Origin of the sequence: Ruminococcus sp. B05, assembly GCF_003628495.1 — a bacterium.
In the GTDB taxonomy this organism is placed as follows: Bacteria; Bacillota; Clostridia; order Lachnospirales; family Lachnospiraceae; genus Schaedlerella; species Schaedlerella hominis.
Genome location: NZ_RBZR01000012.1, coordinates 46,905 through 61,900 on the forward strand (window position 1 = coordinate 46,905; position 14,996 = coordinate 61,900).

A 14,996-nucleotide genomic window follows, 5' to 3' on the forward strand; every position below is an offset into this window, starting at 1 on the left:
CATGAAAAAACCAACAATAGTTATGCAATCGGATTTTGGGATTGATTCAGGATTAGTTGCGTGTATGCATGGAATGTGCCGTTTGGTAGATTCAGAATTGGAAACACATGATATTACTCATTTAATTCCAGCTTTTGATATTGAAGCAGCTTCTTATTGTTTGCAATATACAGTTCCGTTTTGGCCAGATGGTACGGTTTTTGTATCGGTAGTAGATCCGGGAGTTGGGACAAGTCGCAAGGCATCTGTTGCAAAATTAAAAAATGGAAGTTATGTTGTGACTCCAGATAATGGAACATTGACTTATCTGAAAAAAAGAATTGGAGTAGAAGAAATACGAGAAATTAATGAGGAAATAAATCGTTATCCATTAACAAAAGATGTGCATACTTTCCATGGAAGAGATTTATTTGCATATTGTGCAGCAAGACTTGCATCAGGAGTGATTTCCTTTGAAGAAGTCGGACCGGCATATCCAGTTGAAGAAATTGTATGTCATGAGTTAAAATGTGCGAAAATTTCAGAAGGTTTGGTGGAGACAGAAATTAAGAGTTATGACCCATTCGGAAGTGCTGAATTAACTGTTGAAAATAAAGAATTTCAAGAAGCTGGATTCCGAATAGGAGACAAAGTAAGAATGGTTCTTTTAGATGGAGAAGAACAGATACTTGATACAGTGATACCATATGAAAAATCTTTTGGATATGTAGAAAAAGGTGAAGATGTTATCTTTAATGATTTAGCTTCATATGTTACTATTGCAGCTAATGAAGCCTACTTTATGAAAAAATATAAGTTGGATCCAGAAAAAACATACCAGGTACGTTTGATAAAAGAATATTAACCCAGATAGGGGAGCCAGACAGGGACGGAGTTTAGTGGCTTTTTGCTATGCAAAAAAGCCACTAAACTCCGTCCCTGTCTGGCTCCCTATCTGGTTCTCTGTCTGCTTACTTATATATTTTTATAAGTAATAATTATAAATAGTATAAAAAATGTTGTTGAAGAATTGTTATAACCATGATATATTAAATTTGTAATAGATAAGAGGTATTACCTTATACCTCGAAGAACGAAAATATATTTTAAAAGGAGTAAAATAATATGAAACAGTCACATGAATACTATTTAGAGCGTTGTATCGAAGTTTCAAAACATTCACGCGAAGCAGGGAACACACCATTTGGAGCATTACTTGTTGATGCGGAAGGAAACATTTTGATGGAACAGGAGAATGTAGAAATTTCAACACACAAAGCAACAGGACATGCGGAGACTCAGTTGATTGAGAGAGCGTCTATGGAATATAGCAAAGAATTTTTATGGAATTGTACATTATATACAACAGCAGAGCCATGTGCAATGTGTGCAGGAGCAATGTACTGGGCAAATATCGGAACTGTTGTATATGCAATGACAGAAAAAGATTTGTTGGCGCTTACAGGTTCAGATGAGCAGAATCCGACGTTTGATCTTCCATGTCGCGAAGTATTTGCCCGTGGACAGAAAGATATTACTGTTATCGGACCTTTCCCAGAGTTGGCACCGAAGGTAGCAGAGGTTCATAAGGATTACTGGAACAACTAAACAGCAAAAATAAAAGACAATAGAATGAAGACGTGAGGGCAGAAGAATGGAAAAAGAAAAGCAGATAGATAAAGAATATTCACTTTCTACCGTACCACAGGAAGAACGTAAAAGTTACGCCAGCTTGACAATTATCTGGATGGGATTTGTATTTGTAGTAACAAGTATGATGGCCGGAGGAGGTTTGGCAGAAGGATTAGACTTCCAACATATTTTGTTAGCTACTTTAATAGGAAATGTTTTCCTTTGCCTGATTGCATGTTTGGTAAGTTATATTGCATGCAAGACGGGATTAACATTTGCACTGATGACAAGATACAGTTTTGGTGAAAAAGGATCACGAATCGCATCCTTCTTTGTACCAATCGTAAACCTTGGCTGGTATACGATACAGGCTGCAACTTATGGACACTTTGTTGCAACAGTTCTTCACTGTGGACAAGTTGGAGAGTACATCTGTATGGCATTAAGTGCAGTAATCATGGGAATTTTCTCATTTAAAGGAATCAAAGCAATTACAATCCTTGGATATGTTGCTATTCCGGCAATCATTTTCCTTTCTCTTGGAACATCACTTAAAGGAATCAATATGGTTGGTCTGGCAGGAGTAATCGGATTCACACCGGAAGGAAGCATTTCACTCGGAAGCGGAATCACAGCAATTATCGGAACATGGATTCTTTCTACAGCAACATGTATTGCAGACATCATGCGTTATGCAAAATCGACAAAAGCTGCAGTAGGAGCAACTTTGACAGGGCTTTTGATTGGTAATGTATTTATGATTTTGTGTGGAGCAATTACAACAATTGCTGTTGGAACCAGTGATTTGACAGAAGTTCTTCTTGCTATGGGACTTGTTATTCCAAGTTTAATTCTGATGACAACAAACATTTTTACAACAAATGCATCAAACCTGTATTCAACATCATTGAACTTGTCAAATGCGTTGAAAACAGACAGAAAGAAGATTATTGTTGTATTGCTTGTTCTTTCTGCATTAGCTACACTGACAAAACCATATCAGATTGGCTTCCTGTTCAGTTTTCTTGATCTGCTCGGAACAGTTGTGCCACCACTTGCAGGAATAATCCTGGTAGATTTTTATTTGCTTCATAAAAAGAACTATCCAATGCTCGAAGAAACAGAGTTTAAGAACTTTAACGTAATGACTTGGATTTCATGGGTTGTTTCTATTGTTTTAGCAAATGTTCTTCCTATTGGATTACCATCTTTGACAGGACTGGTTCTCGGCGGAATTATTTACTTCATTTTAATGAAATTAACAGGCAAAAAAGTATTCAGAAAAATAGGAGAATAAGCCAATGAAAAATATGTTGAAATATAAGATTGCAGCTTTGATCGGAATTATATTAATGGGATGTGGATCTTTTATGACATGTCTTTCTACATCCGCAGGTGTTGTCATGGCAGGAAATGTATTATTGGTGATTAGTATGGTTATCACAATCTATGCATTCAATGTGTGGCAGCCGTAGAGGCAATGTTTAGTGTAATACAGTAGAATAAAAAGATAATCAAAATTGTTACTGTTCAGTTGATGGACAGTAACAATTTTTTGCGATTTAAAATGGCGAGATGCGTTGCGGGTCACAGGTAATGTAAATAGTAACCTATTAGGGGTATAAAAAGCATGATTCAACTGGAAATGCTTGACGATATGTATTAGATGCGAGTATGATTTTAAGTAGGAGAGGAAACGGTATGGCGATAAAAAAAGTAAAGAAATTAGATTTAAAACAGACAGTAAAGGACATGCTGCTGGATCATATTTCGCAGATGGATCTTTCTGTAGAAACAAAGCTTCCAAGAGAAGAAGAGTTGGCACTTATGTTTGGTGTCAGCCGTATTACAATCCGTAGTGTTCTGGATGATCTTGCAAATGAAGGAATAATTACAAGAAAACATGGAAAAGGGACCTTCGTAAATCCTGTATCGGCAGGGATTCAAGTTAGTTTTAACCCAGTTATGCATTTCTCAGATATGATTCGAAACAGTGGATATACACCGTCTGTCAAGATTATTGAATGTCGTACGGAAGCTGCCTCTAAAGAAGTAGCACTGGCATTGAAAATAAAAGAAGGGCAGGATGTGATCGTCTGTGTAAAGGCATTTTTCGCAGATGATAAGTTATGTTCTATTGTGCAGGATTATGTAGATATAGAATTGCTGCCGAATTATGAAGATATGACAACAGAGGATATGGATTCCTTGTTTTATTATATTTATCATAAAACCGGACATACGATTCAATGGGACAAGACAGAGATTCAGGTAATCTACAGTAAGGAAATTCCGGAAATACATCATATTGTAAAAAAATATGGCGGGGATGATAAATCTTATCTTCTGCTCAAGGGTATTAATTATGATGAAAGAGACAGAGAAACATTGTATGCATTGGAGTATGTGGATACGGATTTGATTAAGTTTAATCAGATACGGAAGAAGGTAATTACGTATTCATAGAACGGGGAGCCGATTGGGGACGGAGTTTAGTGGCTTTTTTGCGAGCAAAAAAGCCACTAAACTCCGTCCCCAATCGGCTCCCCTATCCGGCTCAAAAAAAGAAACATTTTTTGAATTTCGTGAAAAAATAAGGCTAAACAATTTTAAAATTCGTTAAATATATAGATAAAACAATTTTGAAATTCGTTAAAAATATAGATAAAACATTTTCAAATTTCGTGAAAAAGGTATAAATTAGAGAAGGATATGTTATAATAGTCTTAGTGAAATGGAAAAGAGGAATGCAGAATGGTTTTTAAAAGAAAGGTTTACGATAAACTGGCAGAATGGAAAGCTTTATCATCAGGTAAATCAGCCATATTACTTGAAGGTGCAAGACGTATAGGGAAAAGTACAATTGTTGAAGAATTTGCAAAGAATGAATATGATGATTACATGATTTTAGACTTTGCAAGAGAAAACAAAGATATAAAAAATAATTTCATTGAAAATATGAATGATTTGGATACATTTTTTCGAAATCTGTTTCTTTTAAAAGGGAGAAGTTTAAAAGGAAGAACATGTGCGCTGATTTTTGATGAAGTACAATTGTTTCCACAGGCGCGACAGGCAATAAAATATTTGGTTGCTGACGGTCGGTACGAATATATTGAAACAGGTTCTTTGATATCAATTCGAAAAAATGTAAAAGATATATTAATTCCTTCAGAAGAGTATCGGATAAAGATGTATCCAATGGATTTCGAAGAGTATTTATGGGCAATAGGTGATGAAGTTACGATTCCGATGATAAAGGATGCTTTTCAGAAAAGAAAAGCACTTGGAGATGCGATACACCGAAAGATTATGAAAAATTTTCGTACTTATATGGTTGTTGGTGGGATGCCGCAGGCGATAGATGCATATGTTGCAGGAAAAAGTTATGAACAGATCGATTTTGTGAAACGGAATATTTTGAGTCTTTATGAAGAGGATTTGGCAAAATACGATACGGAAAATCGAGAAAAAGCATCCATTGTTTATCGAACAATTCCAGAGCAACTCGAGAATAAAAACTCACATTTTAAATTATCGAAGGTTGATAAAAATGCTCGTTATAAGAATTATGTAGATGCCGTCAGTTTTATTTCAGAAGCAATGATAGGAAATGAATGTATTAACGTTACAAAGCCGGAAATTGCATTAGAATTATTTGCAGATCGAAGTAATTTTAAATTATATATGGGCGACACGGGGCTATTAGTCACGCAGATTATGAAAAATCGTGACAGCACGGATGAAGACTTATATAAAGCCTTGATTATAGATAATCTAGGGATTAATCAAGGTATGATAATGGAAAATATTGTTGCACAAATGTTAAGAGCTGCCGGACATGAATTGTATTTCCATGAGTATCTTTATACTCCAGAAGGAGCATCAAAAGAAAAGAAATATGAGATAGATTTTATGATTGTGAAAAAGAAAAAAATATGTCCGATTGAAGTGAAATCATCAAGCTATATGTCACATAAATCGTTTGATTATCTGATTCGGAAATATCAATTAAAATCGGAAGATAGATATATAATATACACAAAAGATTTAAGATACCAGGATGGCATTATGTATATTCCAATATATATGACAATGTTACTGTAATAGGGAAGCCGGATAGGGACGGAGTTTGATGGCTTTTTTGCGAGCAAAAAAGCCATCAAACTCTCCGTCCCTAATCGGCTCATCTCGCAAAAAAGCCACTAAACTCCGTCCCCAATCGGCTCTAGTACGTTAAAGCGAGAAATTCAATTGTAGACTCTTTAGAAAATCTTTCGAATTTCTGCATGCTGTTTTTTAAGATTACATTTTATGCTATTTACAACATAAAAAGAAAAGCAAAAAGGAGGTGCCGGATATGGTATACTTGGAAAGGCAGCGAAAGTATGGGAAAGTGAGAGGTAGTATATAAGAGTATGGAAATGAATCATGTGCTGATCGTTGAAGACGATAAGGAAATCCGAGAGGGTGTTGAAATATATTTGAAAAGCCAGGGATATGTAGTGTTCCAGGCAGCAGACGGAGTTGAGGGACTGGAAGTAATTGAGAAGGAAGAAATCCATCTGGCAATTGTGGATGTGATGATGCCAAGAATGGACGGAATCCAGATGACGGTAAAGCTTCGGGAAAAATACGATTTTCCGGTAATTTTTTTGTCTGCAAAATCAGAAGAAGTCGATAAAATCATGGGGCTTAATATGGGAGCTGATGATTATGTGACAAAACCATTTACTCCATTGGAACTGCTTGCAAGAGTAAATTCACAGCTTCGCAGATACCGAAGATTTATGGAAAAATTAGGCGATAAAGAAAAGACGCAGAACATTCACGTTATCGGAGGGCTTGAATTAGATGAAGACCGCGTGGAAGTCCGTGTGGACGGGGAACTTGTAAAAGTGACTCCGATGGAATATAAAATTTTATTATTGTTAATGAAAAATCCTGGAAGGGTGTTTTCAGCGGACGAGATTTATGAACGTGTGTGGAATGAACGTGCAGTCAACACAGATACGATCATGGTGCATGTGCGAAATATTCGTGAAAAGATTGAGATTAACCCGAAGGAACCAAAATATTTGAAGGTGGTGTGGGGAGTTGGATACAAAATTGAAAAACAGGCATAAATTAGCTATATTTTTTATCATGATTACAATATTGATCCCGTCATTGGCAATGATGACCGGGTATTTTAGCTGGTATCAAATGAGAACTGAGACGAAGACAAAAGCATTTAAAAATGCAGAGAAATCGTCAGATTTTCTGGGACATTTTCTGGAGAGTACATATCTGCTCTATAATACAGAAAGTGGAAGAAAGTACGCAGATGATGTTGAAAAATCTCTGTATGATTCCTACAATGCAGAAATGTCAAAGTATTCACATTTTAATTCTTATCTGGACTATCGGGTGCTTGATGAAAATGGCGGTGATATTGAAAAAAGTACGGTCAGTTCAGGGAAGAATCTGACAGAAAGCAATCTAAAAAATTATGCCCTTGGAATGATTATTTCCTATGATGCAAATGGGAAACCGAGTGTCAACATTAAGCAAAGCGATTATGCAAAAGAACAGACAGTAACCATGCGAAAGCTTATCGGGAATTATTTCCAGGACAGCTGGATGTCTTATTGTGAAGTGACGATTTATCCTGATACGGATGAGGGTTATAAGGATGTATCCTTGCAGACACCGAAGAATCGAACATACTTGTTTGCAATGTCAACGGAGAATCTGAAGGAGTATATCAATGATTATAAAATCGCAAATCCGGATTCGTATTACGCACCAGATGAAATGAATGATACAATTTTGTTGTGGATGCTGGTTGTAGCGGCTGCAGCATGGCTATATCCTTGCTTTAAGACTTTTCAGACCGGAAATGAAAAAATCTTCCATGCTCCGTTGGAGGTGACTGTGATCGCAGCTCTTGTGCTGATTGAAGTCTTGATGAATCAAAGCGGAGCATTGTTAAGCCGAACGAAAGGGTATCCAGATTTCTTAGACTGGATGGTGTGGCTTGGAACGTTTACAGCCGCATATTGGATCGCGGCGAGCCTTAGAAGAGTCATACCGCTGGGAATAAAAGGATACTTGAAACAGCAGACCATGGTCGGACGCCACTGGGAGAAAATCAAAACGATAGGGAGTAACGGAGAAGATACTGCAAAATCCCTTGGGAAAAAATTTAAAGCATTTGTTGCAAAAGTATGGAAATCACTGCAGGAAGTAGATCTGACGGATAAGAGCAACAAGATTTTACTCAGAATTGTTATTTGCAACTTTGCCGTATTATTTTTAGTAAGTCTTTTCTGGGACTATCGCATACAGGCACTTGTCATATATTCCGTTATATTATTCTTCATTTTGCGGAAATATTATAAAGATATAAAGCGAAAATACGCCAGACTTTTAGAAGCAACCGGAGAATTGGCAAAAGGCAACATGAATGTGGAAATCAAGGAAGATCTTGGCATGTTCAATCCATTTAAACCAGAGATTGAAAAGATTCGGGAAGGTTACAAAAAAGCAGTTGAAGAGGAAATAAAAAGCCAGCGTATGAAGACCGAACTCATTACAAATGTATCCCACGATTTGAAAACACCACTGACAGCAATCATTACCTATGTTAATCTTTTGAAAGAAGAAAAAGACGAAGAGAAAAAGAAAGAGTATGTCGATGTGCTGGAACGAAAATCCATGCGTCTGAAGGTATTGATTGAAGATTTGTTCGATATTAGTAAGGCAAGCAGCAAAAATGTAACATTGAATCTGACGGACGTTGATGTTGTGAACCTGTTTAAACAGGTGAAACTGGAACTGGATGAAAAGATTGAAAAAACAGATCTGGAATTTAAATGCAATTATCCGGAAGAAAAGATGACGGCTGTTTTGGATGGACAAAAGACATACCGGATCTTTGAAAACCTGATCGTGAACGCCACAAAATATGCAATGCCGCATACAAGGGTATTTGTGGATATTTTCAGAGAAGAAAATGAAATCGTAGTACAGATGAAAAATGTTTCGAAAGATGAGTTGACATTCAATCCACAGGAGATTACCGAGCGTTTTGTACGCGGTGATGAATCAAGAAATTCCGAGGGCTCCGGTCTGGGACTTGCGATTGTAAGAAGCTTTACAGAATTGCAAGGTGGACACTTCCATGTTGAGACAGAGGCAGATCTGTTTAAGGCAGAGATACGGTGGCCGTGGAAAAAATAGGATGATTTAAATACAAGGAAAATGAGCCGATCCGTTTGTGGGGGCGACTATTTCTGATACTTACTTTCCGGTGACACCTCTACATGAGGGCATTCGATTTTTTCTTTAATCGGAGCAGCAGGTGCAGCCCAACGGATTGCATTTTTGATAATCTGTAGAACATGTGGGTTATGATAAGTAGGATTTGTCTCGTGCCCAGGCTGGAAATAGAACACTTTACCATAACCTCTTGTCCATGTACAGCCAGAACGGAAGACTTCTCCTCCACGGAACCAGCCAGTGAAGATAACATCATCCGGTTTTGGAATATCAAAGTATTCTCCGTACATTTCTTCCACATCTAATTCGAAACTTGCAGGTATACCCTGTGCAATCGGATGAGTCGGTGAGGTTGTGAAAATGCGTTCAAAATCACCCTCACGCCACTGTAAAGTGCAGCTTGTACCAAGCAGGAAACGAAGTGGCTTACAAAGGTGGGCAGAATGCAGGGCGATAAATCCCATTCCGCGAAGCACACGCTCCTGAATCTTATGGGCGAGTTCATCCGGTACTGCATCATGTCCGACATGAGCCCACCAGATTAAAACATCGGTTTTTTTCAGAAGTTCATCAGGCATCCCGAATTCCGGCATATCCAGAGTGACAAGTGTCACAGATACATCGTCCATCTGTGAAATATAATCTTTTAATGTTCCACCAAGGCCGAGAGGATAAGCTTCTTTGATTGCCTTGGAACCTTTTGCGTGATATTGTTCTACTTCTGCACGTTTATCTTCCGGAATCTGAACAAAACGATAATCCGGAGTCGTCATCTCCTGAAGCTTTTCATACCAAATTGTAACGTTTATCATGGAATAATAACCTCACTTTCTAAAAACTAATCTTATTATAACAGATTTATAGATAAATTCACGTATAAATCTGTTATAAAAATGTAAATGGGTTGCCTGAAAACTCAGAATATGATATTGTTTTTCTGGCTGAAATAACAAATGCTAAGCTCAAAAATACTTTGCTAAGTGTTTAAAGTAGGGAGTGAATCCGTTGGAAAATACAAAGAAAAAATATAGAAAAAAAACAAACAAAAAAGAACAGGCAAAAGAAACTCTTGTTGTAAGAGATATTTTAAAGGAAGAAACAGTTGCCTTTCTGGATACAGAATTTCTTACGTCTCAGCGTAAAGGTGGTGCACCATCAAAACTAGTATCAATAGGATTTGTAATCTGCCGCAAGGATTTTAAAGAAGTGGACAGATTTCATTCGTATATCTATATGGATGATGAATTGCATAATCGTTTCCGAGAAGTGACAGGAATTACGGAAGAAGATTTGCTAAATGCACCAGAATATGAAATGGTGATGGAAGAAGCTGCACAGCGTATGGCCATCTGGAATGTAACGAGAATTTTTGTCTGGGGGCCGGATCAGACGGTTATTCAGAGAGACCTTCAGGCATATCGGGGGGATATTTCTAAACGAGCAAGAAAATCGGTCAATCGAATGATACGTATGATCAAGGATATCGAAGGCATTTATTCCAAAAAGTTAAAAATACACAATATAGGAATCGCTAATTTGAAATTACTCTGTGGACTTGGTTCGGAAGTGAGTCATGATGCATTAGATGATTCAATTGATTTGAAAGAAGTAGTACAATATCTTGATACAAAGGGATGTCCGGATTATATGGTACAGGCAATGAAAACGTACTTATCGGACAAGGAATTGTATTGCCGTTATCGCAGATTTCATGAGAAATGGGATGAAGTACCTGAAAATCTGCTTGAAAAAAGTAAGGAATTGCTGTTGGAGTTAGAGAAGATCAATTCGATGGAAGCGAAAGCACTGCGAGATGATATTCATGTAATATGTACAGGGAAAGATACTATATTTCCTACACCGGAAGAATATCTGGAACAAGAGTTGTTATAAAATATTATACTTGCGAATAACATAGTATTGTGGTAGAGTAATGAGCAGACGGACGAGGGCGTTTGAAGTATGGAGATACTTTGAACGCTCTTTTTTTGTTTGTTGTATAGAAAAAGAAAGAGGAGGATGAAACATGAACACGGGAGATACAGCATTTATGATGATTTGCACAGCATTTGTGTTTTTTATGACACCCGGACTGGCGTTTTTTTATGGAGGACTTGTCAGACGAAAAAATGTCGTTAATACAATGATGGCATGTGTGGCAATTATGGGATTGTCAGTAGTTATGTGGACATTATTCGGATATTCATTATCATTTGGTGGAAATCATGGAGGAATTATCGGAGATTTCCGCTGGTTTGGGCTAAATGGAGTTGGAATGGAGCCAGGACCATACGCAGATACGATACCGCATTTGGTATTCTGTGCATTTCAAATGATGTTTGCGATGATCACACCTGCTCTGATTACAGGCTCTCTTGTAGGAAGAATGAGATTTAAGGCATTGTTCTTATTTGTAGCATTGTGGTCAGTTGTAGTATACTATCCATTGGCACACATGGTATGGGGAGAAGGCGGATTACTGGCAGCAATCGGTTCTGTAGATTTTGCAGGCGGCGATGTAGTACATATCAGTTCTGGTATTACGGCACTGACATTGGCAATTATTCTTGGACGCCGTAGAGGCTACGAAGTGATGACATATCGAATCCACAATATTCCGTTTGTTGTATTAGGTGCAACAATTCTCTGGTTTGGCTGGTTCGGATTCAATGCAGGAAGTGCACTTGAAGCAAATGGTTTGGCAGCACATGCATTTATGACATCCGCAATTTCAGCTGCAGCGGCATTGCTTTCATGGATGCTCTTAGATGTATTACATAATGGAAAATCAACGTTGGTTGGTGCAGCAACAGGTCTTGTTGTTGGTTTGGTGGCAATCACACCAGGTGCAGGATTTGTTCCAATCTGGTCCTCCTTTATCATAGGAGCATTGGTAAGTCCAATCTGTTACTATGGAGTTGCATTAATAAAGAAAAAACTGAAAATAGATGATGCGTTGGATGCTTTTGGCTGTCATGGAATAGGAGGAATCTGGGGCGGAATCGCAACAGGTATTTTCGCACAGAGCTCAATCAATGACGTTGCCCGCTGGGATGGATTAGTATTCGGAGACTATCATCTGTTTGTAGCACAAATCGTAGGAATCATCATTACAATGATAATTGCTGTTGTAGGAACATTGATTTGCGTAGCTATAGTAAAAATATTTACGCCTCTTCGCGTGGATGTAAAAGATGAGCAGGTAGGTCTGGATATTTCACAACATGGAGAAAGTGCATACCCAAGCTTCAATGGATTGGATCAGTAAAATAGTTATTTAGGAGGTCACTCAAAATGATGATTAAAATAGATGCAATTGTGAGAGAAGAAAAGTTTGAAGATGTCAAACAGGCATTGCAGGATATAGAAGTGAATGGAATAACAGTGTCGCAGGTAATGGGGTGTGGTGCTCAACGTGGATACACAGAGATTGTACGTGGTATGGAAATTGGGATTCAAATGAGACCAAAAATAAAATTTGAAATTGTTGTTTCTTCTGAAGAGTGGGAGAAGAAAACGATTGATGCGATACAGAAAGCGGCATATACAGGAGAAATGGGAGATGGAAAGATATTCAGTTATGAAATTCGTTCGGCATTAAAAATCCGTACAAAAGAGACTGGATATGATGCCATTCAAGTGACAGAATAAAGGAAAAGTCAGCTTTGCATTACAATAATAATGAAGATATTGAAAAAAGATAAAAAAAAATAAAAAAAAGCTTGCATTTTTCAAAATGCTATGATAATATAAATTTCGGCTGTTACAGACGGCACAGCCGAAATGAATAAGGCTCCATGGTCAAGCGGTTAAGACATCGCCCTTTCACGGCGGTAACACGGGTTCGATTCCCGTTGGAGTCATTTAAAGTGCTTTATGCACTTTTTACATATAGAATAAGGCGCAGTAGCCAAGTGGTAAGGCGTGGGTCTGCAACACCCTGATTCATCGGTTCAAATCCGATCTGTGCCTCTTACAAAAAGCTCGAAAACACGTAGTTTTCGAGTTTTTTTGTTCTGTATTCATACAAATGATTATCAAAGAAAAATGTTGTAATCCGATTATTGATATGGCATAATAAAAATGGCAATGTTAAAAATATGCCAAAAAAAAGTAAATAATAAGTAAAAAAATAGTACAGAAGATGTCGTCCCCGGACATTAAAAGGGGACATCAAAGGAGAAAGTTATGGCAATCGTTTCAATGATTTTATCTTTATTGAGTGGAGTGGCGCTGTTTTTGTTTGGAATGTCACTTATGGGAGATGGACTAAAGTCTGTCGCAGGTAATAAGCTGGAAGCATTTCTTTACAAGATGACGAATACTCCGCTGAAGGGAGTCGCACTTGGTACCGGAGTAACCAGTGTTATTCAATCTTCCTCTGCAACTACGGTTATGGTAATCGGTTTTGTAAACTCCGGTATGATGAAGCTAAAACAGGCTATCGGTATCATCATGGGAGCTAATATTGGAACCAGTATTACAGGATGGATTTTATGTCTCTCCTATATTCAAGGTTCCAACGGAGTGGCAAGTCTTTTATCTACAGCAACAATTTCTGCAGTAGTGGCAGTAATTGGTATTATCCTGCGTATGTTCGGTAAAAGAACAGTGCATAAGAATCTTGGTAATATCATGTTGGGATTTTCAATCTTGATGACAGGTATGCAGACCATGAGTGGGGCTGTGGCACCATTGAAAGAAAGTCCGGTATTCGTAGATATGCTTACAATGTTCTCGAATCCATTGGCAGGTATTTTAGTAGGTATCTTATTTACAGCAGTATTGCAGAGTGCATCCGCAACAGTCGGTGTACTGCAGGCATTATCAGTAACAGGATTATTAACATTTGCAAGTGCATTTCCGATTGTTCTTGGAATTGGTGTAGGTGCTGCCTGTCCAGTTTTAATTTCAGCTATTGGAGCTAATAAGAACGGTAAAAGAACAGCACTTGTATATTTGATGAATGATTTATTCGGTTTGGTTGTATGGTCAGTTATTTTCTATACAGTGAATGCATTTGTTCATTTTACATTTATGGACATGATTATGTCACCAGTAAGCATAGCGTTGTTAAACACAGTATTCCGTGTAGCAACTGTATGTGTGCTCTTCCCATTTATTCCGAAGCTTGAGCAGTTAGTCTGCTATCTTGTAAAAGACAGTGCGGAAGAATTGGAAGACGAAGCGGATTTTGATCTGTTGGAAGAACGTTTGATCAATTATCCGGCATTAGCTATCGGACAGTGTCACAGAGCTATGAATGGAATGGCAAAGAAGCTTCGTAAGAATGTAAACAGAGCGATGAACCTGATCAATAATTATCAGCAGGATAAGTTTGATAAGGTACAGCGCAAAGAAGATTTGATAGATAAATACGAAAGCCGACTTGGTGAGTATCTTATTAAACTGACAAAACACGAGATGAATACACTGCAGACTACACAGGTATCCTTGTATCTGCATACAATCAATGACTTTGAACGAATTGGAGATCATGCATCTTATATCGCACATTTATCGAATGAGATGCACGATAATCATATTCAATTTTCACAGTCGGCATGGGATGAATTAAATGTGGTAATGGAAGCTGTCCGTGAAGAAATCAATATAACATGTAATGCATTTATGAATGACGATAAAGAGGCCGCTGAACGTGTGGCACCATTGGGTATGCTTATTACAAAAATGTGTGACGAGTTGAAACTGCACCATGTAGCACGTCTTAGTGATGGAATTTGTGGTCTGGAAGAGGGAACGGTATTCAATGATATTTTGAATAGTTTTAACCGTATTGCAGCACACTGTGCCAGTGCAATGGTAGCGTTGATGAAGAGTGGAGAGGTAGATTCAGATCCACATATCCATGACTCTAAGATTTATCCATCGAATAGTCCGCGATATCTTGAGTATCTGAAAGAGTATTGCGAAAAATATGATATGAAAAATGAAGATCATGTGTTAAGCATGGAGCCTGAAGAAATTGAATAAGTTAGAGTGAAGAAAAGAAACTTGTAGAAATTGTATGATTTTGCAGGTTTCTTTTTTTGAATTAAAATAATTATCGTGCTTTTGAAAAATATCTGATATAATATATTGTATAGATACATCATATGACA

Annotated in this window: 13 protein-coding genes and 2 tRNA genes; 14 read left to right on the top strand and 1 reads right to left on the bottom strand. The window is 37.6% G+C overall.

From position 1 onward, the window contains the following. Position 1: 1 nt before the first annotated feature. The 8 genes from D8Q48_RS10235 (at position 2) to D8Q48_RS10265 (ending at position 8,835) form a co-directional block, all read left to right on the top strand. Entirely contained in the window at positions 2-844 is an 843-nt protein-coding gene (locus D8Q48_RS10235; RefSeq protein ID WP_121056413.1) for an SAM-dependent chlorinase/fluorinase, read from the top strand. Between the two features lie 260 nt (positions 845-1,104). Further along, positions 1,105-1,587: a nucleoside deaminase gene (locus D8Q48_RS10240; RefSeq protein ID WP_121056414.1), complete on the top strand. Its 483-nt coding sequence runs from the start codon at positions 1,105-1,107 to the stop codon at positions 1,585-1,587. A 46-nt stretch (positions 1,588-1,633) separates the two neighbouring features. After that, positions 1,634-2,908, top strand: a complete 1,275-nt coding sequence (locus D8Q48_RS10245) for a cytosine permease (RefSeq protein ID WP_118689238.1) — start codon at positions 1,634-1,636, stop codon at positions 2,906-2,908. A 4-nt stretch (positions 2,909-2,912) separates the two neighbouring features. Further along, positions 2,913-3,086 (top strand): hypothetical protein, encoded by a 174-nt coding sequence (locus tag D8Q48_RS17195; RefSeq protein WP_172696980.1) that lies wholly within the window; start codon positions 2,913-2,915, stop codon positions 3,084-3,086. A gap of 226 nt (positions 3,087-3,312) precedes the next feature. Further along, entirely contained in the window at positions 3,313-4,077 is a 765-nt protein-coding gene (locus D8Q48_RS10250; RefSeq protein ID WP_172696983.1) for a GntR family transcriptional regulator, read from the top strand. Positions 4,078-4,365: 288 nt separating this feature from the next. Next, a complete protein-coding gene (locus D8Q48_RS10255) occupies positions 4,366-5,718 on the top strand; it encodes an AAA family ATPase (RefSeq protein ID WP_117991096.1) in 1,353 nt (450 codons plus the stop codon). Between the two features lie 311 nt (positions 5,719-6,029). Beyond that, positions 6,030-6,737 (top strand): response regulator transcription factor, encoded by a 708-nt coding sequence (locus tag D8Q48_RS10260; RefSeq protein ID WP_022075207.1) that lies wholly within the window; start codon positions 6,030-6,032, stop codon positions 6,735-6,737. Next, positions 6,709-8,835 (top strand): HAMP domain-containing sensor histidine kinase, encoded by a 2,127-nt coding sequence (locus D8Q48_RS10265; RefSeq protein ID WP_121056415.1) that lies wholly within the window; start codon positions 6,709-6,711, stop codon positions 8,833-8,835. The genes D8Q48_RS10260 and D8Q48_RS10265 overlap by 29 nt, the downstream gene beginning before the upstream one ends. A 47-nt stretch (positions 8,836-8,882) precedes the next feature. On the opposite strand, the gene D8Q48_RS10270 is transcribed toward D8Q48_RS10265, so the two are convergent. Then, complete coding sequence (locus tag D8Q48_RS10270) at positions 8,883-9,686, bottom strand: ThuA domain-containing protein (protein WP_118689091.1); 804 nt, start codon at positions 9,684-9,686, stop codon at positions 8,883-8,885. A gap of 193 nt (positions 9,687-9,879) precedes the next feature. Here D8Q48_RS10270 and D8Q48_RS10275 point away from each other — a divergent pair, with 193 nt between their 5' ends. From D8Q48_RS10275 to D8Q48_RS10300, 6 genes are all read left to right on the top strand, one after another. Beyond that, a complete protein-coding gene (locus D8Q48_RS10275) occupies positions 9,880-10,767 on the top strand; it encodes an exonuclease domain-containing protein (protein ID WP_172696985.1) in 888 nt (295 codons plus the stop codon). 133 nt (positions 10,768-10,900) lie between these two features. Beyond that, on the top strand, positions 10,901-12,142 hold the full coding sequence (locus tag D8Q48_RS10280; protein ID WP_022075223.1) for an ammonium transporter: 1,242 nt from the start codon (positions 10,901-10,903) through the stop codon (positions 12,140-12,142). A gap of 26 nt (positions 12,143-12,168) precedes the next feature. After that, the gene (locus D8Q48_RS10285) at positions 12,169-12,525 is read left to right on the top strand and encodes a P-II family nitrogen regulator (RefSeq protein ID WP_022075224.1); all 357 of its coding nucleotides are present in this window, start codon (positions 12,169-12,171) and stop codon (positions 12,523-12,525) included. Positions 12,526-12,665: 140 nt separating this feature from the next. Further along, positions 12,666-12,737, top strand: a tRNA-Glu gene (locus tag D8Q48_RS10290). A 37-nt stretch (positions 12,738-12,774) separates the two neighbouring features. Then, a tRNA-Cys gene (locus tag D8Q48_RS10295) sits at positions 12,775-12,846 on the top strand. A gap of 216 nt (positions 12,847-13,062) precedes the next feature. Next, positions 13,063-14,868: a Na/Pi cotransporter family protein gene (locus tag D8Q48_RS10300; RefSeq protein WP_117991086.1), complete on the top strand. Its 1,806-nt coding sequence runs from the start codon at positions 13,063-13,065 to the stop codon at positions 14,866-14,868. The last annotated feature ends 128 nt before the right edge of the window (positions 14,869-14,996 follow it).

Bases quoted from the DNA above. Each gene is read 5' to 3' on its own strand.
- D8Q48_RS10235 (WP_121056413.1), top strand. From the start codon at position 2: ATGAAAAAACCAACAATAGTTATGCAATCGGATTTTGGGATTGATTCA.
- D8Q48_RS10240 (WP_121056414.1), top strand. From the start codon at position 1,105: ATGAAACAGTCACATGAATACTATTTAGAGCGTTGTATCGAAGTTTCA.
- D8Q48_RS10245 (WP_118689238.1), top strand. From the start codon at position 1,634: ATGGAAAAAGAAAAGCAGATAGATAAAGAATATTCACTTTCTACCGTA.
- D8Q48_RS17195 (WP_172696980.1), top strand. From the start codon at position 2,913: ATGAAAAATATGTTGAAATATAAGATTGCAGCTTTGATCGGAATTATA.
- D8Q48_RS10250 (WP_172696983.1), top strand. From the start codon at position 3,313: ATGGCGATAAAAAAAGTAAAGAAATTAGATTTAAAACAGACAGTAAAG.
- D8Q48_RS10255 (WP_117991096.1), top strand. From the start codon at position 4,366: ATGGTTTTTAAAAGAAAGGTTTACGATAAACTGGCAGAATGGAAAGCT.
- D8Q48_RS10260 (WP_022075207.1), top strand. From the start codon at position 6,030: ATGGAAATGAATCATGTGCTGATCGTTGAAGACGATAAGGAAATCCGA.
- D8Q48_RS10270 (WP_118689091.1), bottom strand. From the start codon at position 9,686: ATGATAAACGTTACAATTTGGTATGAAAAGCTTCAGGAGATGACGACT.
- D8Q48_RS10280 (WP_022075223.1), top strand. From the start codon at position 10,901: ATGAACACGGGAGATACAGCATTTATGATGATTTGCACAGCATTTGTG.
- D8Q48_RS10285 (WP_022075224.1), top strand. From the start codon at position 12,169: ATGATGATTAAAATAGATGCAATTGTGAGAGAAGAAAAGTTTGAAGAT.
- D8Q48_RS10300 (WP_117991086.1), top strand. From the start codon at position 13,063: ATGGCAATCGTTTCAATGATTTTATCTTTATTGAGTGGAGTGGCGCTG.